This is a genomic window from Stenotrophomonas sp. GQ19, from assembly GCF_059758695.1.
Genome location: NZ_JCAXES010000008.1, coordinates 99,760 through 125,102, shown reverse-complemented (window position 1 = coordinate 125,102; position 25,343 = coordinate 99,760). Strand labels below are relative to the sequence as shown.

23 protein-coding genes and 2 riboswitches are annotated in these 25,343 nt (G+C 68.7%); of the genes, 10 read left to right on the top strand and 13 right to left on the bottom strand.

Features of this window, described 5'->3' with window-relative positions:
• Positions 1 to 30: 30 nt before the first annotated feature.
• Positions 31 to 798: a hypothetical protein gene (locus AC6CHL_RS15245; protein WP_244880166.1), complete on the top strand. Its 768-nt coding sequence runs from the start codon at positions 31 to 33 to the stop codon at positions 796 to 798.
• A gap of 75 nt (positions 799 to 873) precedes the next feature.
• Here the strand turns inward: AC6CHL_RS15245 and AC6CHL_RS15240 are convergent, their stop codons facing one another.
• Positions 874 to 1,650 carry an SDR family oxidoreductase gene (locus tag AC6CHL_RS15240; RefSeq protein ID WP_038691757.1) on the bottom strand — a complete coding sequence of 259 codons (777 nt, stop codon included), beginning with the start codon at positions 1,648 to 1,650 and terminating at the stop codon, positions 874 to 876.
• 161 nt (positions 1,651 to 1,811) lie between these two features.
• On the opposite strand from AC6CHL_RS15240, the gene AC6CHL_RS15235 reads away from it, so the two are divergent.
• Positions 1,812 to 2,042, top strand: coding sequence for a hypothetical protein (locus tag AC6CHL_RS15235; protein WP_038685968.1), 231 nt, complete (start codon positions 1,812 to 1,814; stop codon positions 2,040 to 2,042).
• A 177-nt stretch (positions 2,043 to 2,219) separates the two neighbouring features.
• Here the strand turns inward: AC6CHL_RS15235 and sppA are convergent, their stop codons facing one another.
• The 4 genes from sppA to AC6CHL_RS15215 form a co-directional block, all read right to left on the bottom strand.
• The gene (gene sppA / locus AC6CHL_RS15230; protein ID WP_447595852.1) at positions 2,220 to 4,124 is read right to left on the bottom strand and encodes a signal peptide peptidase SppA; all 1,905 of its coding nucleotides are present in this window, start codon (positions 4,122 to 4,124) and stop codon (positions 2,220 to 2,222) included.
• An 85-nt stretch (positions 4,125 to 4,209) separates the two neighbouring features.
• Entirely contained in the window at positions 4,210 to 5,580 is a 1,371-nt protein-coding gene (locus tag AC6CHL_RS15225) for an MATE family efflux transporter (RefSeq protein WP_498295159.1), read from the bottom strand.
• A 176-nt stretch (positions 5,581 to 5,756) separates the two neighbouring features.
• Positions 5,757 to 6,335: a DUF3106 domain-containing protein gene (locus AC6CHL_RS15220; RefSeq protein ID WP_498295157.1), complete on the bottom strand. Its 579-nt coding sequence runs from the start codon at positions 6,333 to 6,335 to the stop codon at positions 5,757 to 5,759.
• Positions 6,328 to 7,332: a hypothetical protein gene (locus tag AC6CHL_RS15215; protein WP_448136576.1), complete on the bottom strand. Its 1,005-nt coding sequence runs from the start codon at positions 7,330 to 7,332 to the stop codon at positions 6,328 to 6,330. The genes AC6CHL_RS15220 and AC6CHL_RS15215 overlap by 8 nt, the downstream gene beginning before the upstream one ends.
• 495 nt (positions 7,333 to 7,827) lie before the next feature.
• On the opposite strand from AC6CHL_RS15215, the gene AC6CHL_RS15210 reads away from it, so the two are divergent.
• Positions 7,828 to 10,002, top strand: coding sequence for a primosomal protein N' (locus AC6CHL_RS15210; protein WP_463602112.1), 2,175 nt, complete (start codon positions 7,828 to 7,830; stop codon positions 10,000 to 10,002).
• A 209-nt stretch (positions 10,003 to 10,211) separates the two neighbouring features.
• Here the strand turns inward: AC6CHL_RS15210 and AC6CHL_RS15205 are convergent, their stop codons facing one another.
• Positions 10,212 to 10,832, bottom strand: coding sequence for a glutathione S-transferase family protein (locus tag AC6CHL_RS15205; protein WP_038685958.1), 621 nt, complete (start codon positions 10,830 to 10,832; stop codon positions 10,212 to 10,214).
• Positions 10,833 to 10,934: 102 nt separating this feature from the next.
• Here AC6CHL_RS15205 and AC6CHL_RS15200 point away from each other — a divergent pair, with 102 nt between their 5' ends.
• A complete protein-coding gene (locus tag AC6CHL_RS15200) occupies positions 10,935 to 11,144 on the top strand; it encodes a hypothetical protein (RefSeq protein ID WP_498295155.1) in 210 nt (69 codons plus the stop codon).
• 18 nt (positions 11,145 to 11,162) lie between these two features.
• Here the strand turns inward: AC6CHL_RS15200 and AC6CHL_RS15195 are convergent, their stop codons facing one another.
• A complete protein-coding gene (locus AC6CHL_RS15195) occupies positions 11,163 to 11,924 on the bottom strand; it encodes an NYN domain-containing protein (protein ID WP_038685954.1) in 762 nt (253 codons plus the stop codon).
• A gap of 162 nt (positions 11,925 to 12,086) precedes the next feature.
• Between AC6CHL_RS15195 and AC6CHL_RS15190 the strand changes: the two genes are divergently transcribed.
• Together AC6CHL_RS15190 and AC6CHL_RS15185 are read left to right on the top strand one after the other, a co-directional pair.
• Positions 12,087 to 13,388 carry an NAD(P)/FAD-dependent oxidoreductase gene (locus AC6CHL_RS15190; RefSeq protein WP_498295153.1) on the top strand — a complete coding sequence of 434 codons (1,302 nt, stop codon included), beginning with the start codon at positions 12,087 to 12,089 and terminating at the stop codon, positions 13,386 to 13,388.
• Positions 13,385 to 13,648: a hypothetical protein gene (locus AC6CHL_RS15185; RefSeq protein ID WP_498295151.1), complete on the top strand. Its 264-nt coding sequence runs from the start codon at positions 13,385 to 13,387 to the stop codon at positions 13,646 to 13,648. The genes AC6CHL_RS15190 and AC6CHL_RS15185 overlap by 4 nt, the downstream gene beginning before the upstream one ends.
• 42 nt (positions 13,649 to 13,690) lie before the next feature.
• On the opposite strand, the gene AC6CHL_RS15180 is transcribed toward AC6CHL_RS15185, so the two are convergent.
• From AC6CHL_RS15180 to AC6CHL_RS15160, 5 genes are all read right to left on the bottom strand, one after another.
• Positions 13,691 to 14,014, bottom strand: a complete 324-nt coding sequence (locus AC6CHL_RS15180; RefSeq protein ID WP_498295149.1) for a DUF2004 domain-containing protein — start codon at positions 14,012 to 14,014, stop codon at positions 13,691 to 13,693.
• 91 nt (positions 14,015 to 14,105) lie between these two features.
• Positions 14,106 to 14,555 (bottom strand): hypothetical protein, encoded by a 450-nt coding sequence (locus AC6CHL_RS15175; protein ID WP_498295147.1) that lies wholly within the window; start codon positions 14,553 to 14,555, stop codon positions 14,106 to 14,108.
• Between the two features lie 3 nt (positions 14,556 to 14,558).
• On the bottom strand, positions 14,559 to 14,999 hold the full coding sequence (locus AC6CHL_RS15170) for a nuclear transport factor 2 family protein (protein ID WP_498295145.1): 441 nt from the start codon (positions 14,997 to 14,999) through the stop codon (positions 14,559 to 14,561).
• 31 nt (positions 15,000 to 15,030) lie between these two features.
• Complete coding sequence (locus AC6CHL_RS15165; protein ID WP_498295144.1) at positions 15,031 to 15,183, bottom strand: hypothetical protein; 153 nt, start codon at positions 15,181 to 15,183, stop codon at positions 15,031 to 15,033.
• Positions 15,184 to 15,206: 23 nt separating this feature from the next.
• The gene (locus tag AC6CHL_RS15160; RefSeq protein WP_128097542.1) at positions 15,207 to 15,470 is read right to left on the bottom strand and encodes a GIY-YIG nuclease family protein; all 264 of its coding nucleotides are present in this window, start codon (positions 15,468 to 15,470) and stop codon (positions 15,207 to 15,209) included.
• A 44-nt stretch (positions 15,471 to 15,514) separates the two neighbouring features.
• A riboswitch (glycine riboswitch) is annotated at positions 15,515 to 15,609 on the top strand.
• A gap of 8 nt (positions 15,610 to 15,617) precedes the next feature.
• Positions 15,618 to 15,709, top strand: a riboswitch (glycine riboswitch).
• A 90-nt stretch (positions 15,710 to 15,799) separates the two neighbouring features.
• Here AC6CHL_RS15160 and AC6CHL_RS15155 point away from each other — a divergent pair.
• From AC6CHL_RS15155 to AC6CHL_RS15140, 4 genes are all read left to right on the top strand, one after another.
• A complete protein-coding gene (locus tag AC6CHL_RS15155) occupies positions 15,800 to 16,417 on the top strand; it encodes a trimeric intracellular cation channel family protein (RefSeq protein ID WP_498295142.1) in 618 nt (205 codons plus the stop codon).
• A gap of 286 nt (positions 16,418 to 16,703) precedes the next feature.
• Positions 16,704 to 17,879 carry an MdtA/MuxA family multidrug efflux RND transporter periplasmic adaptor subunit gene (locus AC6CHL_RS15150; protein ID WP_313245894.1) on the top strand — a complete coding sequence of 392 codons (1,176 nt, stop codon included), beginning with the start codon at positions 16,704 to 16,706 and terminating at the stop codon, positions 17,877 to 17,879.
• Complete coding sequence (locus tag AC6CHL_RS15145; protein WP_498295141.1) at positions 17,876 to 20,983, top strand: MdtB/MuxB family multidrug efflux RND transporter permease subunit; 3,108 nt, start codon at positions 17,876 to 17,878, stop codon at positions 20,981 to 20,983. Before AC6CHL_RS15150 ends, AC6CHL_RS15145 begins: the two co-directional genes overlap by 4 nt.
• Positions 20,980 to 24,045, top strand: coding sequence for an efflux RND transporter permease subunit (locus AC6CHL_RS15140; protein WP_498295139.1), 3,066 nt, complete (start codon positions 20,980 to 20,982; stop codon positions 24,043 to 24,045). Before AC6CHL_RS15145 ends, AC6CHL_RS15140 begins: the two co-directional genes overlap by 4 nt.
• A 196-nt stretch (positions 24,046 to 24,241) precedes the next feature.
• Here AC6CHL_RS15140 and aroG read toward each other — a convergent pair whose 3' ends face one another.
• Positions 24,242 to 25,315, bottom strand: a complete 1,074-nt coding sequence (gene aroG / locus AC6CHL_RS15135; protein WP_314403975.1) for a 3-deoxy-7-phosphoheptulonate synthase AroG — start codon at positions 25,313 to 25,315, stop codon at positions 24,242 to 24,244.
• Positions 25,316 to 25,343 lie beyond the last annotated feature (28 nt).

Below are 25,343 nucleotides of genomic sequence, written 5' to 3'. Positions count from 1 at the left end.
CTACGCCTTGCCGCTTGCTGCCACGACCTGATGCACATCGATTCCCTGCCCCTTTCGTCCTTGATGCGCCGTGTCGCGCCGCGCGGCGGCGTGGCACTGCTAGCGGTGTGGCTGTGCCTGCCCGCCCCGGCGCACGCCGAGGACGTGGTGCTGTTCCGGTGCACCGCCGCCGATGGCGGCCTCACCGTGCAGAACGCACCCTGCCCGCCGGGCACCCAGCAGCGCATCCAGCGCTTCGTCGCGCCGGCCAGCAACGCCGTACCGGCGGCCCCGCCCCCCGCCCCGGTGGCGGCCGCAGTGCCAGCCAGCGCCGATCCGGCCATTGCCACCGGCACCCTGGCACACGCGCCGCTGCCAGTGCTGCAGGCCGGCGATGTGCAGACCTCGGTGGAGGCCGAGGGCACGGCCATCCTGGACAGCGACGTGGTACGCCGCCAGGCCGAGCAGCAGGCCGAAGCAGACGCCGTGGCCAAACAGCCGCTGCCGGAGATCTACGCCTGCCAGGGCCGTGACGGCGGCGGCTACCTGCACGAACGCGAACCGGCGCCGCCGCACTGCGAACTGATGACCGTCACCGGCCTGGGCGGCAACACACCGCTCAACGCGGCCGGTTGCGAAGTGATCCGCGACACGTGCGAGCCCATCGCCGACGCACAGCGCTGCAACAGCTGGCAGCAGCGCTTCCGCGATGCGCGCGGACGGGAGCGCTTCGCCACGCCGGCAAACGCGGCCCTGGCAGCGGCCGAACGCGAACGCCTGCAGGCCATCCTCGCCAGCAGCGAGTGCCCCATCCCGTAACCGTTTGTCGGCTGCGCTACCCCATCCCGGTAGAGCCGACCGTTGGTCGGCTGCACTATCGCCCGTGAATCGGCCTCAAAACCCGTACCGCAGGAACCCGCCGTCCACCGCGATGCATTCGCCGGTGACATAACTGGACGCCGGCAGACACAGGAACCCCACCGCGGCCGCCACTTCCTCGGGCTCGCCGATGCGGCGCATCGGGGTGCGGTCGATCACTTCTTCGTAGTAGTCCGGATCGGACAACGGCCCCGACGTGCGCCGGGTGCGGATGTACCACGGCGCCACCGCGTTGACCCGGATACCGTCTTCGGCCCATTCCACGGCCAGGTTGCGGGTCATCTGGTGCATGGCCGCCTTGGTCATGCCGTACACCGCGCCGCTGCGCACGTGGGTCAGGCCGGACACGCTGCCCACGTTGACGATCGCCGAGGCGGCGTGCCGGGCCAGCAACGGGTGCGCGTAGCGCGACAGCTCGAAGGCCGAGAACAGGTTGGTCTCGAAGATGCCGCGCCATTCGTCTTCGGTGTATTCGGTGGCCGGCTTGGTGATGTTGCCGCCGGCGTTGTTGATCAGCAGGTGCAGGCCATCGCTGTGGTCTTCGACCCAGTCGAGGATCTCGCGGCGGTCTTCGTCGTCGGAGACGTCGGCGGCCAATCCATGGATCTCGCGGTCGGGGAAGGCATCCACCAGTTCATCGCGGGCCATTTCCAGCGCGTCGGGATCGCGCCCGACGATCAACAGGTCCGCGCCGAAACCGGCCAGCTCCCGGGCAATCGCCAGTCCGATGCCGGCACTTGCACCGGTAATCAAGGCGGTCTGCCCATCCAATCGCCAACGTTGCGCGCTCACCTGTTTCTCCTGCGGGGGACCCTGCCCCGTGATGCTGCGCACTGCACCATGCGGTGCGCTGGACGCAGGATAGCGCAGCCCCTGCACGCGGTCCGCCCTGCATGCACGCCGGCGGCGACGGTGCGACACTGTCCTCCCCGGCCCATCAAGGTGCGCTTGCCATGAACATCCGTGTCGTCCTGCCGCTGACCGCGCTGCTGGCCCTGGCGGGCTGCAACCGACCGGTTCCACCGGCGCCGGACAAACCCCCGGAGCCGCAGGCCACTGCACTGCGCGACACCATCCAGCAGCCGCTGGACAAGGCCAAGGCCGCACGCGACCTGCTGGAAAAGGCGCCAGACACCCGCGCCGCCGACGAAGCCGCCAGCGACGACACCCCCGCCGACCGGTAGAGCCACCCCACGGGTGGCTGCCCATGGCGCTGCATCACACCGGTAGAGCCACCCCATGGGTGGCTGCGCGTGGCGCCGGATCGGAGAGCAGCCACCCATGGGGTGGCTCTACCGGGTCTGGAACCAAAAAAAAACCCGGCCTTGGCCGGGTTTTTTCATCGCGTGCGCGTCAGCGCATCAGAAGCCGCAGAAGCAGTACGCCAGTGCCTTCACCGGTGCGCTGCCGCGCGGATCGCGGGCCGCGTCTTCGACGAAGCGCAGCTGGGTATCCAGCTCCGGCATCGAACGGGCCAGCATCAGCCGCGCCATGCCCGACTCGCCCAGCATCCACGCACCGGCGTGGCTGCCGGCAAAGCCGCTCATGAACTGCGCGAACGGCGTGGCGCCCTTCTCGATGTAGCGCACGCGGACCTTGTCCACCTCGCCCAGCTTGGCGCGCTTGGCCGCATCGGCGACGGCAGCCTTGAGCCCACCGAATTCGTCGACCAGACCGCGTTCCTTGGCCTGCGCACCGCTCCACACGCGACCGCGGGCGACTTCATCGACCGCCTCGACCGGCTTGTTGCGTGCATCGGCCACCTTGCCGGTGAAATCGGCGTAGCCCTTGTTGATCACCGACTGGATCACCTGGCCCACGGCCGGGTCCATCGGACGGGTCATGTCGAACGCGCCGGCGAAGCGCGTGGTGCCCACGCCATCGGTGTGCACGCCGATCTTGTCCAGCGAACGGGCCACGTTCGGGATCATGCCGAAGATGCCGATCGACCCGGTGATGGTCGACGGATCGGCGTAGATGCGATCGGCGTTCATGCTGATCCAGTAACCACCGGAGGCAGCCAGGTCGCCCATCGACACCACCACCGGCTTGCCGGCCGCCTTCAGCGCCACCACTTCGCGGCGGATCTGCTCGGAGGCGAACACTTCACCGCCGGGCGAATCCACGCGCAGCACCACCGCCTTCACGTCCTTGTCGTCGCGGGCTTCGCGCAACAGGGCCGAGGTCGACACGCCACCCACGCGACCGGCCGGCAGGTCGCCACCGGCGATTTCACCGGCGGCCACGATCACCGCTACCTGCGGACGCGAATCCACCGGCGAGCGGCGGCTGTCCAGCGCGGACAGGTAGGCATCGAGGTTCACGCTGCGGAAGCCGCCATCCGCGTCTTCGTCAGCAACGCCGCGATCGGTAAGCAGGTCTTCCACTTCCTCGCGCGTCTTCAGCCCGTCCACCAGCTTCTGCTGCAGGGCGAACTTGGCCAGGTCGCCACCGGCGGCGGCGATCCCTTCGGGCATGGTGTCGATGCCGGCGGCCAGCTGCGCGGCATCAAGCTTGCGCGCCTTGGCGATGTCGGCCAGGTAGCGCTGCCACACATCGTTCATCCAGAACAGGTCGGCTTCCTTGGCCTGCGGCGAGGCGGCGTCGAGCACGTACGGCTCGGCGGCGGACTTGTATTCGCCCACCTTGAACAGATGCACGTCCACACCGAGCTTGTCCTGCAGGCCGGTGCGGAAGTACTGGCGGTAACGGCCAAGGCCTTCCAGCACCACGCCGCCCATCGGGTCCAGGTAGACCTCATCGGCCTGCGCGGCCAGCAGGTACTGCGACTGGCTCATGTTCTCGCTGAAGGCCACCACCTGCTTGCCGGCGGCGCGCAGTTCCTGCAGTGCGCCAGCCACTTCACGCATCGAGGCAAAGCCGCTGGGCTGCAGCTTGTCCAGCTCCAGCACCACGCGCTCGATCTTCTTGTCGGTGCGGGCCGCGTCGAGGGCGCGGATCAGGTCGCGCAGCTGCACTTCCTCGGCGCTGTTGTCACCGATCGCCTTGGACAGCGCGCGGCTGACCGGGTCGGCGCTGAACTGCTCGACCAGCCGGCCTTCCGGCGCGATCACCAGGGTGGTGCGGTCCTGCAATGCGTTGCCAGAGCTGGCGCCCTTGCCCATCGCCACGACGAACAGGATCAGGATCAACAACAGCAGGCCGAAGAAGACCAGGTTGAGGATCAGCCTGCGGGTAAAGTTCATCACATCCCACAGCCCGATGAAGAAGCTGGCGACGGGATTGCGACGCGCGGGTTGGTTCATGGGGAAAACTCCAGTTGGCTTCTTGCCGTAATGCCAGCATAGCCGGTGCCGGGCAGACCGGCATCGGACACAAGTAAGGGGGTCGTCAGGCGGCGGGCGGCAACGCCAGGCCGACCCGGCGGCTGCTGACGCGCAGGCGCCAGGCCATCAGGATGGCGGCGGCGGTCAGGCCCAGGATCAGGCCCAGCCACATGCCCTGCGGTCCCATGCCCAGGCCAAGGCCCAGACCGGCACCGAGCGGCATGCCCAGGCCCCAGTACGAGAACATGGCGATGAACATCGGCACGCGGGTGTCCTTGAGCCCGCGCAGCGCGCCGGCCGAGAGCACCTGCACGCCATCGGGGAACTGGAACGCCGCGGCGTACAGCAGCAGCGTGGAGGCCAGCGCGGCCACGCCCATGTCGGCGGTGTACACCCCGACGATGGCGTCATGGCCGAACAGCAGCACCAGGGCCGACAGCGTCTGGGTGCCCAGGATGATCACCAGCCCGGCAATCGCCGCCCGGCGCACGCCCAGCCCGTTGCCGCTGCCCACCGCATGGCCCACGCGCACGGTGGTGGCTTCGGCCACGCCCATCGGGATCATGAAGCACAGCTGCGCCACGTTGATGGCGATCTGGTGCGAGGCCGCTTCGGTGGCCCCCAGGCGACCGATCAGCAGCGCGGTGACGATGAACAGCCCGCCTTCCATCAGCACGGTGATGCCGATCGGCAGGCCGGTGCGCAGCAGGTCCCAGATCGCGGCCCAGCGCGGCGGCTCGAAGTGCGAGAACAGGTGCAGGTGCGCGAACCGCTTGGTTTTCCACAGGTAGCCGGCAAAGCACAGCGCCTGGATCCACATCATGGTTGCCGAGGCGATGCCCAGCCCTTCGGCGCCCATTTCCGGGAAGCCGAACTTGCCGTAACAGAGGATGTAACCCAGCGGCGCCAGGATCACCAGGCCGCCGAAGCCCAGGATCATGGTCGGCAGCGTCCAGTGCATGCCCTCGCTGAGGTAGCGCATGCAGAAGTACAGCGTCAGCGCCGGACCGCCCCAACGCACGGCATGCAGGAACGCGGTGGCACCGGGCACGATGTCCGGGGCGATGCCGAAGGCCGGCAGCAGCGGCGGCACCACCGTGAGGAAGGTGAACATGATCAGGCCCAGGCCGAGCGCCAGCCACAGTGCCTGGCGGAACAGCGGGCCGATCTCGCGCTCACGCCCAGCGCCATGCAGCTGCGACACCGAGGCGGTGAGCGAGATCAGGGTGCCGATCGGGATCAGCATCGGCAGCCACAGCAGCGCGGTGCCGATGGTGACGGCAGCCAGCGTCTGGGTGCCGTGGTGGCCGGCGATGACGTTGTCGACGAAGGAGATCAGGCCGGTGGAAACATGGCCCAGCACCAGCGGCAGCGCGAGCAGGCCGGTGGCGCGCACTTCCTGGGAAAGGCGCGGCGTAGGAGAAGCGATGGACATGGGGATCACGTACGGCAACTGCGGCAGCGCGCGGAGGGCACAGGCACCGGGTTGCGGCCGGTCATCTTACGCGCGTGGCACGGCAAAACCCACGACCGGGGGTGAATGTGCGGTTTGCGACACGATGGCGCCGCCGCCACGCTCGCACCTGGCGATGCGCGGCGGCGGGAATGCGCTCAATGCCCGACGTTCTGCTTCAACCACGCGTCGCGGGCGCCGGGGGCGAGCGCGAGGAACTGGCTGCGGACCTGGTCGCGCTCCTGCGGCGGCGTGCGCTGGGCCACCAGGCTGAGCTGGGCCAGCTGGTCCAGGCTGAGCTGGCGCAGGATGGCCAACGCCGGTTCGCGCTGCTCGGCCGGCAGGTAGCCGAACAATCCCTGCAGCTTGGGGAAGGCCTGGCCCAGTTGCGGTCCCAGCAGCCAGCCGTCGCGGAAGCGCTGGTCCTGCGCGTCGAAACGCGCGCGCAACGCCTGTTGCTGGGCCGGTGGCAAGGCGGCCATGCGCTGCGCGGCATCGCGGATGCGCGCCCGCTCCGCCGCCGGCAGGCCCTGCCAGGCGGCGTAGCGACGGCGCAGCTCCTGCAGCTGGGCCGGGTCGAGCGCGGCGCGGGTGGTCGGAATGGCCGGCGCGGTGGCTGGCGTGGCGACGGCCGGCGCCGCCGTGTCGCGGTCGGGCAACGGCAGCGGTTGCGAGGCGGCGTTGGCCAACGCGGGCAAGGCCAGCAGCAGCGCCACGCGCAGGAGGAGTTTATTCATCGGTGCTGGTCTCCAACCCGGCCGCCGCCGCTTCCGGGCGGCTGGGCTGCGGCTGTGATTCATCCACCGGCACCGGGCCGCCAGCGGCCGACCAGGCATACAGGTCGGCATCGCGCGCCAGCGGCAGGTCCGGGTCGGCCAGCATGGCCGCGTCGGTGGCGGCATGGGCCGGGTCGGCCGGCGCGGTCACGGGCACGTCGTCGGCCGGCAGGGCTTCCACCTGCACCGGGCCGGCGTCTGCAACAGCGCCGTCGGGTGCGCTGGCGGCCGGGTCGGTCGCGGTGCGGGCATGTTTCCACCAGGCTGCCCCGCCCAGCAGTACGCCGGCGGTGACCGCCACGATCAACAGCCCCTTCCAAGGGAGCCGGCGCCCGCCCTTGCGGCGCGCACGGGCACGGGCCGGCGTGGCGTCGGCCTTGTGCGGGGTGCGCCAGGAGGCGGCATCGTGGTTGGCCGGGGGCGGCGCGGCCACCGGCTGCTGCAGCTTCTGCAGGCGTGACAGCGGCAGGTCGCGCAGGCGCTGCTGCACCTGTTCGGCCAGCGCGCGCCAGCCGGCCGCGTCGGGATGGCCGTGCGCATCGCGCGGGCAGGCGTCGGCCAGTGCCTGCTGGTAGTCGGCCACGGGCAGGTCGAGGATCTGCGCGGCAGCCGCTTCGTCCAGCCCACCGCCGATGCGCAGCAGCAGCGCAAGCCGTGCTGGCGGCGGCAGGGCCTGCAGGTGGCCAAGCCCTGCCTCCCAGCGCCCGCCCTCGGCCGGCATGCGGATGGGGGTGCGGTGGGCCAGCAGGATCCAGAAACGGTCGGGCCATTGCGCCATCGGCACGTCGCTGGCGATACCGGCGAATGCCCGCATCACGGCCACCAGGGCCTGTTCGGCCACGGCCGGGTCACCGCACTGCAGCTCGGCCACCACCAGGGCACGGCGTTCAACGCCGCGCAGGAACGCCGACAGCGCGCCGGCTGCGGTAGAAGAGAGGGGGGCCGTCGCAGCCGTCATAGCAACTCCATCATTTGCGGAAATGATAGCGATTGCGCGGCCGATCCGGCGTGCCGATATGGGCAGCGTGTGAAGACGGGGCAGCCAGATTGCCGCTGTCATGGGCGCAGGTTGTGCACAGCATCAAGGAAAACCCGGGTACAACGGGGTGTGATAGCCATGAGATGCATGTTTCAGCTTTGTTTCACAGCTATCTAGTTGAATTTAATGGATATTGTTGTGTGGCTATTTTTTGACCAAGTTGAGGGAGAGGTCGGAACTTCCTGACGCACGGCCCGGAGATCAAGAGTGGCGCACAGACTTATCCACAGAAGATGTGGATAAGCCTGAATCTCTCGACGGGACAGATATTTAGCCGCTATTTAGGTTCGCGCCGAGAGATCCGCAAGCGTGTTCACGGTCGCTGCCGGGGCGTGGGCGGGCCGCTACACTGCTGCGATGCCCAGTTCCGATCCGGCCCCCACCCTGTCGCTGACCGGTGGCCCCGCTCCCCAGCTGAATGCGCCGACCGTGCAGGTTGCGCTGCCACTGCCCCTGCCCCAGTGGTTCGATTACGCCCCGCCGCCGGGCGAGCCGCCGCATGCCGGCATGGTCGGGCGCCGGGTGCGGGTGCCGTTCGGTTCGCGCGAGCTGGTCGGGGTAGTCGCGGGCATCGGCGTGGTGGCCGATGGCGGCACGCTGCGCACCGCGCTGGACTGGATCGATGCCGAACCGCTGCTGGGCGGCGAGGTGTGGACCTCGTTGCAGTGGCTGGCGCGCTACACCCATGCCCCGCTCGGCGAGGTGGTCAGCACCGCCCTGCCGGCACCGCTGCGGCGTGGCGAGGCGGTACCCGCCACCCACCGCTGGGGCTGGCAGCTGACCGCCGACGGCCACGCGCAGCGCGCGCGCCTGCGTGCCGGCACCCGCCCGCAGCGGTTGGGCGCGCTGCTGGCCGAGGGCGTGGTGGATGAAGACGTGCTGGACGCCCGCATGGAGGACTGGCGCAGCGCGGCCCGTGCCCTGGCCAAGCGCGGCGTGGTCGAACGGATCGCGCTGGACCATCAGGTGCCCGTTGCGCAGGCCAGCGACGGACCGCCGCCCAACCCCGAGCAGGCCGCCGCGATTGCGGCGATCACCGGTGCCCGTGGCTTCGGCGCCTATCTGCTGGACGGGGTGACCGGCAGCGGCAAGACCGAGGTGTACCTGCAGGCGATCGTGGACTGCCTGGCACGCGGCAGACAGGCGCTGGTGCTGGTGCCGGAAATCGGCCTGACCCCGCAGACCCTGTCGCGCTTCCGCACCCGCCTGGGCATTCCGGTACACGTGCTGCATTCCGGTTTGAACGACAACGAACGCGCACGCGTATGGGCCGCGGCCGCGCGCGGCGAGGCGCAGGTGATCGTGGGCACGCGCTCGGCGATCTTCACCCCGTTGCCCAACGCCGGGCTGATCGTGGTGGATGAAGAACACGACGGCAGCTACAAGCAGCAGGATGGCATCCGCTACCACGCGCGCGATTTCGCCCTGGTGCGGGCCAAGGCGCTGGATGTGCCGGTGGTGCTGGGCAGCGCCACGCCGTCGCTGGAATCGCTGCACAACGCGCAAGCCGGCCGTTACACCCACCTGCGCCTGAAGGTACGCGCCGGCGATGCGCGCCCGCCGCGGGTGCGCGTGCTGGACGTGCGCAAGCGGCCGCTGCGTGATGGGCTGTCGCCGGAGGTGCTGCAGGGCATTGCCGAGCACCTGCAGGCCGGCCACCAGGTACTGGTGTTCAAGAACCGCCGCGGCTATGCGCCGGTGCTGCTGTGCCACGACTGTGGCTGGACCGCGCCGTGCCAGCGCTGCGACGCACCGATGACCGTGCACGCCGGCGGCCGGCGCCTGCAGTGCCACCACTGCGGCGCGCGCCAGTCCGCGCCGTTGGCCTGCCCCGATTGCGGCAGCCTGGCGCTGCAGCCGCAGGGCATTGGCACCGAGCGCCTGGAAGAACATCTGGTCGAGGCCTTCGCCGATTACCCGGTGATCCGCATCGACCGTGGCACCACCAGCCGCCGCGACGCGCTGGAAACCCAACTGGCGGCGCTGGGCGACCGCGCCGGGATCCTGGTGGGCACGCAGATTTTGGCCAAGGGCCACGACCTGCCCAAGCTGACGCTGGTGGTAGTGGTGGGTATCGATGAGGGCCTGTTCTCGGCCGATTTCCGCGCCAGCGAGAAGCTGGCCCAGCAGTTGATCCAGGTGGCCGGGCGTGCCGGGCGCGCCACCGATCCGGGCGAGGTATGGCTGCAGACCCACCACCCCGGGCACCCGTTGCTGGAAACGCTGGTCAATGGTGGCTACCACGCCTTTGCCGAAGCGGAGTTGCAGCAGCGCGAAGCGGCCGGCTTTCCGCCGTTCGCGCACCTGGCGCTGCTGCGCGCCGAGTCGCAGCAGGTGGAGCATGCCAACGCGATGCTCAGCGCGGTGCGCGGGTTGATTCCCGACGATGCCGCGGTGGAGCGTTACGGCCCGATGCCGGCCCCCATGCCGCGCCGCGCCGGGTACCAGCGCACGCAGCTGTTGTTGTCAGCGCCCGCACGCCGACCGCTGCACGGCGTACTGGACCTGATCACCCCGCAGATCCACGCGCTGCCGCAGGCACGCAAGGTGCGCTGGTCGCTGGATGTGGATCCGACGGATCTCTACTAGGTAGGTGCCGACCGCTGGTGGGCACGGCGCGTTCGCCATCGCGCATGCGACGGCCATGTGCGGACCAACGGTCCACACCTATCACGTACCGCCTCCGACCGGGTCGGTGCGCCGTGTCCGCCTTCGTTGCATCGCATGCGCGGGCCACGTGCGGACCAACGGTCCGCACCTACCACTTACCGCCGCCGACCGCTGGTCGGCATGGTGCGTCAGGTCAACGCGGTCATGACGCCGCGCTGGTACGCCGGGCGCTGCTTGAGGCGCTCGTACCAGGCCGCCAGGTGCGGCAACTGCGGGCGCTGGATCGGCATTTCGAACCAGGCATAGATGAAGGCGCCCAGCGGGATATCGCCCATGGCGAAGTCATCGCCGGACAGCCACGGCTGCCGCGACAACGCGTCGTCAGCCATGGCCAGCAGGTCGCCCGAGCGCACCAGCGCGGTAGCGATGCGCGCTTCATCGCGGTCGGCCGGGGCGGTACGCAGGGTGCCCCAGAACAGGTCGCGGAATACGCCGGAGAAGGCGGAGGTGGTCCAGTCCATCCACTTCTCCGACTGCGCGCGCGCCACCACGTCTTCGGGGTACAGCGTGCCCAGCGCATAGCGCGCGGCCAGGTAACGCACGATGGTGTTGGATTCCCACAGCGGCAGGCCATGGTCTTCGATCAACGGGACCAGGCCGTTGGGATTCATCGCCCGGTACTCCGGCGACTGGGTGCCGCCAAACGCACCGCCGACCTGGATCGACTCGTAGGGCACGGCGATTTCCTCGGCACACCAGAGGACTTTGCGCACGTTGCTCGAATTGTGGCGGCCCCAGATCTTCAGCATGGTTGGTTTCCCGGTTCGGACAGAAGCGGTGCCACAGCACCGCGCAGTGGCGCTACGATACGCCGGTCGGCGGCGTGGCCGTCACCTCATGGACGAAATGCAATGTTTGCGCAGATCCTCGAAGTCAGTCTGTTGTGCCTGGGTATCGTGCTGCTGGTCGTGGGCTACCGCCGTCATCATCGCAACCTGATGCTGGCCGCCGCGCTGGTGCTGATGTCGTTCGGCACGCTGCAGGATTTTGGCCGCGGCGTCATCGACGGCTACCAGCAGTCCGACGCGCGCACGCTGTCAGTGGTGCACGCCACGCACTGACCGGCACCTCGCCCTGCATCACTTGGCCGCCTTGGCCGCGCCCTTCTTCGGCAGCGCGCGCACGTAGGTGGATTTGCCGTCCTTCTTCATCTCGAACAAGCCGGTGGCGGCCAGCAGTTCGCTGAGCTTGCCGTAGCCGTAGTTGCGCGAATCGAACGAGGCCTGGTTGCCGATCTGGCTGCCCACCGGGCCCAGGTGCGACCAGCCATCGTCGGCTTCGGCCGAGGCCACCGCGCTGCGCAGCATCTGCACCAGACGGGTGTCGCTGCGCAGCTCGGGGCCGCTCTTGCGCGGCCGGGTTTCCTCGTTGCCGTGCTCCACCTCGGGGTCGGCGGCCAGGTCCTGTCCCAGCGCTTCCAGGTAGGTGAACTTGGAGCAGGCATTGACGAACGGCTCGGGGGTTTTCTTCTCTCCGAATCCGTACACCTTGACCCCGTCGGTAAGCAGGCGCATCACCAGCGGGGTGAAGTCGGCATCGCTGGAGACGATCGCAAACCCATCCAGGTTGCGTGCGTACAGCAGGTCCATGCCATCGATCACCATGGCCATGTCCGAGGCGTTCTTGCCCCGGCTGTAGGCGAACTGCTGGATCGGGCGGATGGCGTAGGCATGCAGCACCGATTCCCAGCCTTTCAGCGCCGGGCTCTTCCAGTTGCCATAGGCACGGCGCACGTTGGCCACGCCATAGCGCGCCACCTCGGCCAGCACCACGTCGATCTTCGACGACGGCGCGTTGTCGGCATCGATCAGCAGGGCGATGCGCTTTTCCGGTTCGGTCATGTCAGCCTCCACAGCGATGCGACCACGGCCATGCGCCAGCGCGACGGCCCCTGAACCCAGTATCTGTCATCCGCGTGAACATCGTGCTTCACGTGCGACGATATGCCGCGTCGACCATGAACCCATGGGCCGGACGGCCGGCCCCCGCCAAGGAGTCCCTGCATGACCCGCGATACCCTGCCCCACCTGGTGATCATCGGTGGAGGCTTCGCCGGCCTCTGGGCCACCCGGGCATTGGCCAGCGCGCGCGTGCGCATCACCCTGGTAGACCGCCGCAACCACCATCTGTTCCAGCCGCTGCTGTATCAGGTGGCTACCGCCGGGCTGTCGGCGCCGGATATCGCCGCGCCCCTGCGCCACATCCTGGGCGACCAGCGCAACGTGGAAGTGCGCCTGGGCGAAGTGACCTCGATCGACAAGCAGGCCCGGCAGATCACGTTGGCCGATGGCAGCCACCTGGGCTACGACACGCTGATGCTCTGCACCGGCGCCACCCACGCCTACTTCGGCCACGACGAATGGGCCGCCGATGCGCCCGGGCTGAAAACCCTGGACGATGCCATCGCGCTGCGCCGCAAGCTGCTGCTCGCGTTCGAGCGCGCCGAGGCCGAGCCCGATCCCGCCCGCAAGGCCGCCTGGCTCAGCTTCGCGGTGGTCGGCGGCGGCCCCACGGGCGTGGAACTGGCCGGCACCCTGGCCGAGATCGCCCGGCATACCCTGCGCAACGAGTTCCGCCACATCGATCCGGCCAGCGCCAAGGTGCGTCTGGTGGAAGCCGGCCCGCGCGTGCTGTCGACCTTCCCCGAGGTGCTGTCGTTGAAGGCGCGCCGCCAGCTCGAAAAACTGGGTGTGGAAGTACTCACCGGTACGCCGGTGAGCGACATCAACGGCGACGGCTTCCAGCTGGGCAACCAGTTCGTGCCGGCGCGCACCGTGGTGTGGGCCGCCGGCGTGGCCGCCTCGCCGCTGGCACGCACACTGGCGGTGCCGCTGGACCGCGCCGGCCGCGTGCCGGTACAGCCGGACCTGACCATCGAAGGCCACCCGGAGATCTTCGTCGCCGGCGACCTGGCCGCGCTCAGCCAGGCCGACGGCCGGCCGGTGCCCGGCGTGGCGCCTGCGGCCAAGCAGATGGGCAAGCACGTGGCGGCGATCATCCGCGCGCGGCTGGAGGACAAACCGGCGCCGGGCCCGTTCAAGTACCAGGACTTCGGCAACCTGGCCACGATCGGGCGCATGGCGGCCATCGTGCACCTGGGCCGGCTGCAGTTGTCCGGCGTGCTGGCCTGGTGGTTCTGGCTGGCCGCGCACGTGTTCTTCCTGATCGGCTTCCGCAACCGCATCGTGGTGCTGCTCAACTGGGCGGTGGCGTATTGGAGCTACCAGCGCAGTGCGCGGATCATCTTCGGGGATGACCGTGAGGACCGCCGGCCGAAGCTGACCAGCGACACCCCGCCGCCATGAGCAACCACGAAACCTGTCCGGGCTGCGCGGCCGTGTTCGACAGCCGAAAGGCATTGGTGCGCAGCGGTGTGCCGATGTTCTTCAACGCGATCACCCCGCGCCACGTGCAGATGCAGGTGCGTTGTCCGAACTGCGGGCACCACTTCGCTGCCAGCGAGCTGCGCCTGTTCGGCGTGCTGTCACCGGAGGGGTTGCGCTGGGTGCTGGTGGGCATTCTGGCGCTGTGCGTACTGCTGGTGTTCGTACTGCCGCCGCGTTAGGGGTGAACCCATCGGTATGTCCGGTGACTTCGCCCCGATGCATCAGCTTTCCATCGCGATCCCGTCGATCTCGCCGGCTTCATCGAAGTGCACCGACACCACGTAGTTCGTGACGTCGCCCGGCAAGGTGAAATCGAAGTACTCACTCTCGTTTTCGCCCCAGGCCGACTTGAATTCCAGCAGCCCGATGATGGCGGCCGACGTCGGCGCAACGTCGCCGAGGTGCTGCTGCCAATAGCTGGCCGGCAGCTCGTCGCGGTGGTGGTCGGCGAACAGATCCACGCCGTCTTCGCCGGCTTCGGTGCCCACGGCCTGCTGGAGGGCGGCCAGTGCCTGCGCCTGTCGTTGTGCGGTTGTATCGGTCATGTGGCGTCCTTGTCTGTAGGGGGTGCATTGCGGACTTGCATCGTTGAAGCGCGCGGGGCGCAGGGTATGATCGCGGTGATGCCACGGGCGGTCAATCGCGCGGCGTTCTCAGGCTATTTGGAACAGCAATGCGGTCCCGACAATAGTGCTCTGCATGCGCGGTGGCTGCGATCTGGGTTGCACTCCAGTGCCGGGTAATCCAGATCGTCAACGCGGCATTGGCAAGGTGCCAGCTGACCATGCCGCCGCGTCGCTCGCGCAACAAATGCCTGGCCGCCACCCACGACGCTTGACGATGCGCCAATACATCCTGCCCAAGCGGCGCGATGAAGAGCGCGGCGGTGAAGCGCCAAGGGTCCAGCCGCGCGACCGGTTCAAGCGGCTCACCATCGCACACCGCCTGGGGACTTTTCGGCACTGCTGCCGGCAGCGGCATCGCCTGAATGCTGGCCAAGCCCAGCAGGTAGAGCACACCCGGTAGCGCACCCACCAGAACAGCCAACAGCAGCAGTGACGTCCACGCCTTGGCGGAGGTGCTCATGTGTCACGCCCCCTTCGGCTTGCTGTACCACAGCGCATTGACGATGACCCAGCGCTCGCCGAACCGGCCCATGTGGAAATAGTCCACGAACCACGGTGTTTCCAACCGCACCGAGGCGGCGTTGCCGGTAACGTCGAGCAGCGTGCAGCTGCGGTTCCACTGGTCCTTCGGGGTTTTCAACGCGCCCTGCCGGGTGAGCTCCACCAGTTCTTCCTTCGACATCCGGCGCAGGCCGAGGCGCTCATCCGGCGTGTCACCCAGGATCGCGCGCTTGGCCAGGTCCGGGTGCAGCGAACGCGCCACGCGGGCCGGGTCGCCCTCGAGCTGGCCGTCCACGTAGTCCAGGCAGGTGGTTTCGATCGCGGCACGCGTGGCGGGATCGATGGCGGGGGCGGCAGGTGTAGTAGCGCCGGCAAGGGCGAGCAACAGGGCAAGCGGGGTCATCGCAGGGTTTCCCTCGGGTAGGTGGCGCAGCTCATTCCTCGCCGAACAGCTCCAATTCGGTCAGGCCCAGCTGCATGTACATGAAGGCGGCCGCCTCGTCGCTCATCGGCTCACCCGTGCGAAGACCGTCCAGCCAGGTGGTCGGCGGATTGTGGCCTACGCCGTGACGGCGAGCCAGCGTCACGCGCAGCCGGGTGGAGCCCGGCGCTACGGGGTGGCCTGCAGCCACGCCAGCTTGCGCGCCCGCGGCTGGCGCTTGAGCTGCCATTCGGCTTTGGAGGCGGTCGCGCGGTCCGGGTAGGCGCGCATGGCCAGCAGCTTCACCGGCGGGTGGGCGCGGGTGTACTTGGCGCCCTTGCCGGCCAGATGGGCCTGGAAGCGGGCGTCCACGTCGTTGCTGATGCCGGCGTAGTAACTGCCGTTGCGGCATTCCAGCAGGTACACGTACCAGGGGGCGGGTTCAGCGGGCATACCGGGATTATCCACCGGAGAGCGCCCGGCGGCTGCTAGAATCCGCCCCGGATGCAGGAGAGAGGTGCCACGCTGGCACCCGCCGAAGGCGCAGGCTCCCATAATCGCTCAGGCCGGTGGCTCGGAACGCCACCAACCATGCATCCAGCACGCCGATCTGGAGAGAGGTCTTCAATGACCCGCCGAAGGGGCACGTGGCCTTGGCCACCGAACTCTCAGGCAAAAGGACAGCGGGAGCGGCAACGGAATCCCACCCTCACGACAGTGCCCCGCGCTGGCGTGCGATGTGCGTGCTTCCGTCCCCGCCTGACGTGCCCGGAGCCTCCCCCATGCTGCTCTCACTGATCTACCTCATCGCCATTTCCGCCGAAGCCATGACCGGCGCGCTGTCCGCCGGACGGCGGCGCATGGACCTGTTCGGCGTGGTCATCATCGCCTGCGTCACCGCACTCGGCGGTGGTTCGCTGCGCGACATCGTGCTGGGCCACTACCCGCTGGGCTGGGTGAAGCATCCGGAGTACCTGGGCTTCACCATCTGCGCGGCGTTGATCGCCACCTGGGTGGCGCGCTGGATGCACCACTTCCGCCGCACCTTCCTGGTGCTGGATGGACTGGGGCTGATCTGCTTCACCCTGATCGGCTGCGCGGTGGCGCGCGATGCCGGCCACGCCGCGCCGATCGTGCTGATCTCGGGCATGTTGACCGGTGCCTTCGGCGGCGTGCTGCGCGACGTGCTGTGCAACGAGGTCCCGCTGATCTTCCAGAAGGAACTGTATGCGGTGATCACCCTGTTCACCGGCGCGGCCTACCTGGGCCTGCTGGAGCTGGGCATGTCGATCAACGCGGCCACGCTGTGGTGCCTGGGCGGCGGCTTCCTGCTGCGCCTGCTGGCGATCCACTTCAAATGGGAAATGCCCAAGTTCGTCTACCGCGACGAGGTGCATTGAACGGAACGTTCAATGCACCGGTAGCACCCGACCGTTGGTCGGGTGGCCTGACACACGTTCAATGCACCGGTAGCACCCAACCGTCCCCGCCCCATGACCAAGGGCATGTGAGTGCAGGCACCCACACGCGGTACCATGACGCCCCCGCCCCTCCCGGGTCGGTATCCAGCCACGCTGCGGCATTCGACCAGCGGCCCCGCCAGACAACCCCACTTCGCCTCGCCTGCCCCCACGGGCCGGTAAACCATGGACGCGTTCGCCGTGTGGCGCACGCGCAGGATGCCCCATGTCTGCCCCGCTCCCCTCGCGTTCCCGTCGTCTGTTCAAACCGCTGTTGGTCGTGGCCGTGCTGGCCGCCGCCGTGATCGCCTGGCGCGTGTTGTCGCCCGCGCCGGCCGCCGAAGCCGCACCCGCGAGCACCGCCACGCCGGTGCGCGTGGCCACGGTGGTGCGCGAAGACCTGGTGGTGCGCCTGAAGGCGCTGGGCACGGTGACGCCGTTGCATACCGTGAGCCTGCGCAGCCGCGTGGAGGGCGAACTGCTGCGGCTGTCGTTCCGCGAGGGTGAACACGTCAAGGCCGGCGACCTGATCGCCGAGATCGATCCGCGCCCCTACCAGGTGGCGTTGGCGCGTGCGCTGGGCACCCAGCAGCAGAACCTGGCCGAACTGGACAACGCGCAGACCCAGCTCACGCGCTACAGCGAACTGCAGGCCAAGCACTTCGTGTCGGCCCAGGACCTGAGCGACCAGCAGAGCAAGGTGCGCCAGCTGCAGGGCCGGCGCCAGACCGACCAGGCTGCGGTGGATGAAGCACGCCTGCAGCTGCAGTACACCCGCATCACCGCGCCGGTGGCCGGGCGCATGGGCCTGCGCAACGTGGACGTGGGCAACCTGGTGCGCAGCGGCGATACCGAACCACTGGCCACCATCACCCAGACCACGCCGATCAGCGTGCTCTTCACCGTGCCCGAGCCGGACCTGCCAGCGGTGGTGGCGGCCGTGCGCGCCACGCCCGACCTCACGGTGGAAGCATGGGATCGCGAAGAGCGCCAAGCGCTCGGCAGCGGCGTGCTGTCCAGCCTGGACAACCGCATCGACACCGCCACCGGCACGCTGAAGCTGCGCGCGCAGTTCGCCAATGCCGACGAGGCGCTGTTCCCCAACCAGTTCGTCAACATCCGCCTGCAGGTGAGCAGTGCCGATGCGGTGGTGATTCCCAACGCCGCCGTGCAGTTCGGCAGCAAGGGCAGCTATGTGTACGTGATCGCGCCGGACAACACCTCGCACCTGCGCAACGTGGTGCTGGGCCCGGCCGATGGTGAGCGCGTCTCGGTGCGCGAAGGCCTCAAGGCCGGCGAGCGGGTGGTGGTGGAAGGCATCGACGGCCTGCGCGAAGGTGCGCCGGTGGAGGTGGTGCCCACGCCGGGTACGCAGGTGGACGCGCCGCGGACCGGCGCATGAACCTCTCGCGGCCCTTCATCGAGCGCCCGGTAGCCACCACGCTGCTGATGGTGGCGCTGCTGCTGTCCGGCTTCCTGGCCTACCGGCTGCTGCCGGTGGCGGCGCTGCCGCAGGTGGACTACCCGATCATCCAGGTCACCACGCTGTACCCGGGTGCCAGCCCGGGGGTGACCACCAGTGCGGTGACCGCGCCGCTGGAGCGCCAGCTCGGCCAGATTCCCGGGCTGAAGCAGATGTCCTCCACCAGCTCGGGGGGCGCGTCGGTGATCACCCTGCAGTTTTCGCTGGAGGTGGCCTTGGGCGTGGCCGAGCAGGAAGTGCAGGCCGCGATCAACGCCGCCGACAGCTTCCTGCCCGACGACCTGCCGGTGCCGCCGGTGTACCGCAAGGTCAACCCGGCCGACACTCCGATCCTGACCCTGGCGGTGACCTCGCAGGGCCTGTCGCTTCCGCAGGTGCACGACCTGGTGGATACGCGCATGGCCCAGCGCCTGTCGCAGCTGCCGGGCGTGGGCCTGGTCAGCCTGGCCGGCGGGCAGCGCCCGGCGGTGCGCATCCAGGTGAACCCGTCGGCGCTGGCCGCCAACGGGCTGAGCATGGCCAGCATCCGCACCGCGATCGGTGCGGCCAACGTCAACATGCCCAAGGGCAGCTTCGACGGCCCCACCCGCGCGATCATGCTCGATGCCAACGACCAGATGCGCTCGGTGGCCGAGTACCAGGCGCTGATCCTGGCCTACAAGGATGGCGCGCCGCTGCGCCTGGGCGATGTGGCCACGATCGAAGACGGCGCGGAAAACCGCCAGCTGGCCGCGTGGTCGGGCACCACGCCGGCGGTGCTGATCAACATCCAGCGCCAGCCCGGTGCCAACGTGATCGCCGTGGTGGACCAGGTGCGGGCGCTGCTGCCGCAGCTGCAGGCGTCGCTGCCCAAGGGCGTGGACGTGGCGGTGCTGAGCGACCGCACCGAATCAATCTGCGCCTCCATCCGCGGCGTGCAGCACGAACTGCTGATCGCCATCGCGCTGGTGGTGATGGTCACCTTCGTGTTCCTGCGCAACATTCCGGCCACGATCATTCCCAGCATCGCGGTGCCGCTGTCGCTGGTGGGCACCTTCGGGGTGATGCTGCTGGCGGGGTTCTCACTCAACAACCTCACCCTGATGGCGCTCACCATCGCCACCGGCTTCGTGGTCGACGATGCGATCGTGATGCTGGAAAACATCGCCCGCCACCTGGAACGCGGCGCCACGCCGATGCAGGCGGCACTGAAGGGCGCCCGGCAGATCGGCTTCACCCTGATCTCGCTGACCCTGTCGCTGATCGCGGTGCTGATCCCGCTGCTGTTCATGGCCGACGTGGTGGGCAAGCTGTTCCACGAGTTCGCGATCACCTTGGCGGTGGCGATCGGCATTTCGCTGCTGGTCTCGCTGACGCTGACACCGATGATGTGCGCACGCCTGCTCAAGGCCGGGCATGCCACCCGCCGCGATGCCGACGGCCAGGAATCGGCGCAGCAGGGCGACCCGTTCGACCGCGTGGTGGCGATCTACGACCGCCAACTGCACTGGGTGCTGCAGCGCCAGCCGCTGATGCTGGGCGCCACCGTGGCCACCCTGCTGCTTACCGCCGCGCTGTACGTGTGGGTGCCCAAGGGCTTCTTCCCGGTGCAGGACGCCGGCTTGATCCAGGGCATCAGCGAAGCGCCGCAGTCGATCTCGTTCCAGGCCATGGCACAGCGCCAGCAGGCGCTTGCCGCGGCGCTGCTGGACGATACGGACGTGGCCAGCCTGTCCTCGTTCATCGGTGTGGACGGCAACAACGCCACGCTCAACAGTGGCCGGCTGCTGATCGAGCTGAAACCGCATGCGCAGCGCGATGCCGACGCGCAGGCGATCATCGCGCGGCTGCAGCAGCGCGTGGCGCACGTGCCCGGCATCACGCTGTACCTGCAGCCGGTGCAGGAACTGGGCATCGAGGACCGAATCAGCCGCACCCAGTACCAGTTCACCCTGACCAGCCCCGACAGCGACCAGCTCGCGCAGTGGACGCCCCGGTTGCTGGCCCACCTGCAGCAGTCCGCAGCCCTGGCCGACGTGGCCAGCGACCTGCAGGACCAGGGCCTGCAGGCGCACGTGCTGATCGACCGGGTGGCCGCCGCGCGCCTGGGCATCAGCGTGGACGCAGTGGCCGATGCGCTGTACGACGCGTTCGGCCAGCGCCAGATCTCCACCATCTTCACCCAGGCCAATCAGTACCGCGTGGTGCTGGAAGCGCGCCCGGACGCGGCCTTCGGGCCGGACGCCATCGCGCGCCTGCACGTGGCCGGGCCGGAGGGCAAACAGGTGCCGCTGAATGGCATCGCGCGCATCGAGCAGCGCCCGGCGCACCTGTTGATCAACCACGTGGGCCAGTTCCCGGCGGTAACGTTCTCGTTCAACCTGGCACGCGGCGCGTCGCTGGGCGAAGCGGTGCAGGCCATTGAAGGCGCGCGTGCGGCGATCGGCCTGCCCACCGGGGTGGAGCTGCGCCTGCAGGGCGCGGCCGACGCGTTCCGCGCCTCACTGTCGAGCACGCTGTGGCTGGTGCTGGCCGCGGTGGTGGTGATGTACCTGGTGCTGGGCGTGCTGTATGAGAGTTTCATCCACCCCATCACCATCCTCTCCACCCTGCCCTCGGCCACGGTGGGCGCGCTGCTGGCGCTGCTGCTGAGCGGGCGCAGCCTGGACCTGATTGCGGTGATCGGCATCGTGCTGCTGATCGGGCTGGTGAAGAAGAACGCGATCATGATGATCGACTTCGCGCTGGAGGCCGAGCGTGAGTTCGGCCTGGCCCCGCGCCAGGCGATCCACCAGGCCGCGCTGCTGCGCTTCCGTCCGATCCTGATGACCACCCTGGCCGCGCTGTTCGGCGCCATTCCGCTGATGTTCGCCAGCGGCTCGGGCGCGGAGTTGCGGCAGCCGCTGGGCGTGGTGATGGTGGGCGGGCTGATCGTCAGCCAGGTGCTCACTCTGTTCACCACGCCGGTGATCTACCTGTTCTTCGACCGCTTCCGCCGGCGCCCGGCCGAACGTGCCGACGACGCGGCCGAGGCCCACGCGTGAGTCCGCTGGCGCGGGCGATCGGCTGGTTCGTGCAGCACCCGGTCGCCACCCTGCTGCTGTCGGTGGCGGTGGTGCTGGCCGGCCTGCTCGGTCTGCGGCTGCTGCCGGTGGCACCGCTGCCGCAGGTGGACTACCCGGCCATCAACGTCAGCGCCAGTCTGCCCGGGGCCAGCCCCGAATCGATGGCGGCCAACGTGGCCACGCCGCTGGAACGGGCGCTGGGCACCATTCCGGGATTGAGCCGGATCGACTCGGCCAGTACCCAGGGCTCCACCCAGATCGAGCTGCAGTTTGAACTGGGCCGCGACGTGGACAGCGCCGCGCGCGACGTGCAGGCGGCCATCAACGCCGCCCGCGCGCAGCTGCCCAGCGGCATGCCGGGCATGCCCCAGTACAACAAGGTCAATCCCTCGCAGGCACCGATCCTGGCGCTGGCACTGAGTTCGGACAGCCTCTCGCCCGGGCAGATCTTCGATGTGGCCTCCACGGTGATCGCGCAGAAGCTGGCGCAGATTCCGGGCGTAGGCGAAGTGCAGGTGGGCGGCAGTTCGCTGCCGGCGGTGCGGGTGTCGCTGGACCCCAATGCGCTCAACCAGCAGCGCATCGCGCTCGATGACGTGGCCTCGGCCATCCGCACCGCCAACGCGCTCAAGCCGCTGGGCACCGTGGCCAGCCAGAGCCGGCAATGGCAGCTGGAGGCCAGCCTGCAGCTGCGCACCGCCGCCGAGTACCGCGACCTGATCATCGCCATGCGCGAGGGCCGCCCGGTGCACCTGCGCGACGTGGCCCAGGTCAGCGAGGGCGTGGAAGACCGCTATGCCAGCGGCTTCCACAACCAGCGCCCGGCGGTGCTGTTGATCGTCAGCCGGCAGCCGGACGCCAACATCATCGAAACCGTCGACGCCATCAACGCGCAGATGGACACGCTGCAGGCGCTGCTGCCGGCCAGCATCGACATGCAGGTGGTGATGGACCGCTCGCCGGTCATCCGCGCCACCCTGCACGAGGCCGAGCTGACCCTGCTGTTGGCCATTGCCCTGGTGGTGCTGGTGGTCCTGGCCTTCCTGGGTCACTGGCGCGCCGCGCTGGTGCCCACCCTGGCCATTCCGGTGTCGCTGCTGGGCGCACTGGCGGTGATCGCGCTGCTCGGCTTCTCGCTCAACACGCTGTCGCTGATGGCGCTGATCGTGGCCGCGGTGCTGGTGGTGGACGATGCCATCGTGGTGCTGGAGAACATCGCCCGCCATCGCGAGAACGGTGCGTCGCCGATGGACGCGGCCCTGCGTGGTGCCGGTGAAGTGGGCGCCACCCTGTTGTCGATGAACATCGCACTGGCGGTGGTGTTCGTGTCGATCCTGTTCCTGGACGACTTCGTGGAGAAGCTGTTCCGCGAGTTCTCGCTGACCCTGGTGGCGGCAATGGGCGTGTCGCTGCTGGTCTCGCTGAGCCTGACCCCGATGCTGTGCGCACGTCTGCTGGGCCGTGAGCGGCCCGGTGCGGGCAACGTGCTGCAGCGGAGCGGCACGGCGTTGTTCGAGCGGCTGCGCGGCGGCTACGTGGCCAGCCTGCAGACGATGCTGCGCTGGCTGGCCGTGCCGTTGCTGCTGTTCGGCGCGGTGATCGGTCTGAACGTGTGGCTGTTCCAGCAGGTGCCCAAGGGCATCGTGCCCAAGCAGGACACTGCGCAGCTGCGTGGCTTCGCGCGCGGCGACGACGGGCTGTCGTTCCAGGTGATGCAGCCCAAGATCGATGCGTATCGGACGTTGCTGCTGGCCGACCCGGCCATCAGCGACATCATCGGGTACATCGGCGGGCGCAGCGGGGTCAACAACGCCTTCATCATGATCAAGATGAAGCCGCTGGCCGAGCGCAAGGTATCCAGCCAGCAGGTGATCGACCGCCTGCGCAGCAACATGCCGAAGATTCCCGGCGGCGGCATGTTCCTGTGGGTGGACCAGGACATCAAGCTGGAAGGCAGCGGCGACAGCGGCCAGTACGAGTTCCAGCTGCTGTCCGGCGAGCTGGAACCCCTACGGCAATGGGCCCCCAAGGTGGCCGACGCACTGCGCGCCCTGCCTGAGCTGGTGGACGTGGAATCCAAGGGCGACGAGGGCATGCGCCAGGTGGTGCTGGACATCGACCGCGACGCCGCCGCACGGCTGGGCGTGGACATGCGCATGATCGCCTCGGTGCTCAACAACGCCTTCAGCCAGCGCCAGGTGGCCACGCTGTACGACACGCTCAACCAGTACCGCGTGGTGATGGAACTGGACCCGCGCTACACCCAGGACCCGTCCACGCTGGACCAGATCCACGTGATCGGCAAGGACGGTCAGCGCCTGCCGCTGTCCTCCATTGCCAGCTGGTCCTACGGCATGGCACCGGACCGCATTTACCACAGCCAACAGTTTGCCTCGGTCTGGATCGAGTTCGCGCTCGCACCCGGCGTGACCCTGGACCAGGCGGTGAAAGCGGTGGACCGCGCCATGGCGGGCATCATGTTGCCCAGCCATGTGCAGGCCAAGCTGAGTGGCGAGGCCGGTGGGTTCTCCAAACTGCGCGAGCGCCAGCTGTGGCTGATCGTGGGTGCGATGCTGGCGGTGTACCTGGTGCTGGGCGTGCTGTACGAGAGCTTCGTGCAGCCGCTGGCGATCCTGTCCACGCTGCCCTCGGCCGGCGTGGGCGCCCTGCTGGCGCTGATGGCGTTCGGCAACGAATTGAACCTCATCTCGCTGCTGGGATTGTTCCTGCTGGTAGGCGTGGTGATGAAGAACACCATCCTGATGATCGACTTCGCGCTGTCGGCCGAACGCGAGCGCGGGTTGTCGTCGTACGACGCCATCTGCGAGGCGGCACGGCTGCGCTTCCGGCCGATTCTGATGACCAGCGTGGCGGCGTTGCTGGGTACGCTGCCGTTGATGCTGGCGACTGGCGAAGGGTGGGAGATGCGCCAGCCGTTGGGCATTGCGATCGTGGGTGGGTTGCTGGTGAGCCAGTGGTTGACCCTGTACACCACGCCGGCGATCTATCTGGCCTTGGCGAAGCTGCGGCGTACCCCGTGATCACCGGGCGTGCGACACACCTCCGGTAGAGCCACCCCATGGGTGGCTGCTCGTGCGCCGTGGTCCGCGTGCAGCCACCCATGGGGTGGCTCTACCTGGAAACGTCATGGCGCGATGGGCGAAGACGCACGGATCAATATGCGCCCGCCCATGCGACGCAGGTGGTTTCCTGCGCCGTCGTGGGCGCACCTTCGGCTCACGCCGCTTCGCTGATCCGGACCGCCCGCCGCGCCCGCACCGCTTCGGCCAGGCTCTCCAGCACGGCCAGCGAGCTGTCCCAGCCGATGCAGCCGTCGGTGATGCTCTGGCCGTAGGTCAGCGGCTGGCCGTCGACCAGGTCCTGGCGACCGGCCACGAGGTGGCTTTCCACCATGACGCCGACGATGCGCTCTTCGCCGTTGGCCAGCTGCGCGTTGATGTCAGCGATGACCTTGGGCTGGTTCTCCGGGTTCTTGCTGCTGTTGGCGTGGCTGGCATCGATCATGATGCGCGCGGCCAGGTGCGACTTGGCCAGGGTCTGGCTGGTCGCTTCCACATGGGTGGCGTCGTAGTTGGGCGTCTTGCCGCCGCGCAGGATGACATGGCAATCCGGGTTGCCGGCGGTGGCGACGATGGCGGTGCCGCCTTCCTTGGTCACCGACAGGAAGTGATGCGGATTCGACGCAGCACCAATCGCGTCGGCAGCGATCTTGATGTTGCCGTCGGTACCGTTCTTGAACCCGACCGGGCACGACAGGCCCGAGGCGAGTTCGCGGTGCACCTGGCTTTCAGTGGTGCGCGCGCCGATCGCGCCCCAGGCCACCAGGTCGGCAATGTACTGCGGCGAGATCACGTCGAGGAATTCCACGCCGGCCGGCAGGCCGAGCTTGTTGATGTCGCGCAGCAGGCCGCGCGCCACGCGCAGGCCCTTGTTGATGTTGAAGCTGCCGTCCAGGTCCGGGTCGTTGATCAGGCCCTTCCAGCCCACCGTGGTGCGCGGCTTTTCGAAGTACACGCGCATGACGATTTCCAGCTCGTCGGCGTAGGCATCACGCAGCGGCTTGAGGCGCTGGGCGTATTCGATGGCGGCCACCGGGTCGTGGATCGAGCACGGGCCGATCACCACCGCCAGGCGGTCATCGCGGCCGTGCAGGATCTCGTGCAGGGCCGCGCGCGAGGCGCTGACCGTGTCGGAGGCTTCATCGTCGCAGGGCAGCATGGCCAGCAGTTGGGCCGGCGGGGTCAACGGTTCGATCTTGCGGATGCGCAGGTCATCGGTGTGCGGGGGCATGCGGGGAAACTCCTTGGAAGTGGGGGTC

Bases quoted from the DNA above. Each gene is read 5' to 3' on its own strand.
- AC6CHL_RS15180 (WP_498295149.1), bottom strand. From the start codon at position 14,014: ATGACCGATACAACCGCACAACGACAGGCGCAGGCACTGGCCGCCCTC.
- AC6CHL_RS15235 (WP_038685968.1), top strand. From the start codon at position 1,812: ATGAACATCCGTGTCGTCCTGCCGCTGACCGCGCTGCTGGCCCTGGCG.
- AC6CHL_RS15205 (WP_038685958.1), bottom strand. From the start codon at position 10,832: ATGCTGAAGATCTGGGGCCGCCACAATTCGAGCAACGTGCGCAAAGTC.
- AC6CHL_RS15170 (WP_498295145.1), bottom strand. From the start codon at position 14,999: ATGACCCCGCTTGCCCTGTTGCTCGCCCTTGCCGGCGCTACTACACCT.
- AC6CHL_RS15185 (WP_498295151.1), top strand. From the start codon at position 13,385: ATGAGCAACCACGAAACCTGTCCGGGCTGCGCGGCCGTGTTCGACAGC.
- AC6CHL_RS15175 (WP_498295147.1), bottom strand. From the start codon at position 14,555: ATGAGCACCTCCGCCAAGGCGTGGACGTCACTGCTGCTGTTGGCTGTT.
- AC6CHL_RS15195 (WP_038685954.1), bottom strand. From the start codon at position 11,924: ATGACCGAACCGGAAAAGCGCATCGCCCTGCTGATCGATGCCGACAAC.
- AC6CHL_RS15160 (WP_128097542.1), bottom strand. From the start codon at position 15,470: ATGCCCGCTGAACCCGCCCCCTGGTACGTGTACCTGCTGGAATGCCGC.
- AC6CHL_RS15155 (WP_498295142.1), top strand. From the start codon at position 15,800: ATGCTGCTCTCACTGATCTACCTCATCGCCATTTCCGCCGAAGCCATG.
- aroG (WP_314403975.1), bottom strand. From the start codon at position 25,315: ATGCCCCCGCACACCGATGACCTGCGCATCCGCAAGATCGAACCGTTG.
- sppA (WP_447595852.1), bottom strand. From the start codon at position 4,124: ATGAACCAACCCGCGCGTCGCAATCCCGTCGCCAGCTTCTTCATCGGG.
- AC6CHL_RS15215 (WP_448136576.1), bottom strand. From the start codon at position 7,332: ATGACGGCTGCGACGGCCCCCCTCTCTTCTACCGCAGCCGGCGCGCTG.
- AC6CHL_RS15150 (WP_313245894.1), top strand. From the start codon at position 16,704: ATGTCTGCCCCGCTCCCCTCGCGTTCCCGTCGTCTGTTCAAACCGCTG.
- AC6CHL_RS15145 (WP_498295141.1), top strand. From the start codon at position 17,876: ATGAACCTCTCGCGGCCCTTCATCGAGCGCCCGGTAGCCACCACGCTG.
- AC6CHL_RS15220 (WP_498295157.1), bottom strand. From the start codon at position 6,335: ATGAATAAACTCCTCCTGCGCGTGGCGCTGCTGCTGGCCTTGCCCGCG.
- AC6CHL_RS15200 (WP_498295155.1), top strand. From the start codon at position 10,935: ATGTTTGCGCAGATCCTCGAAGTCAGTCTGTTGTGCCTGGGTATCGTG.
- AC6CHL_RS15190 (WP_498295153.1), top strand. From the start codon at position 12,087: ATGACCCGCGATACCCTGCCCCACCTGGTGATCATCGGTGGAGGCTTC.
- AC6CHL_RS15225 (WP_498295159.1), bottom strand. From the start codon at position 5,580: ATGTCCATCGCTTCTCCTACGCCGCGCCTTTCCCAGGAAGTGCGCGCC.
- AC6CHL_RS15245 (WP_244880166.1), top strand. From the start codon at position 31: ATGCACATCGATTCCCTGCCCCTTTCGTCCTTGATGCGCCGTGTCGCG.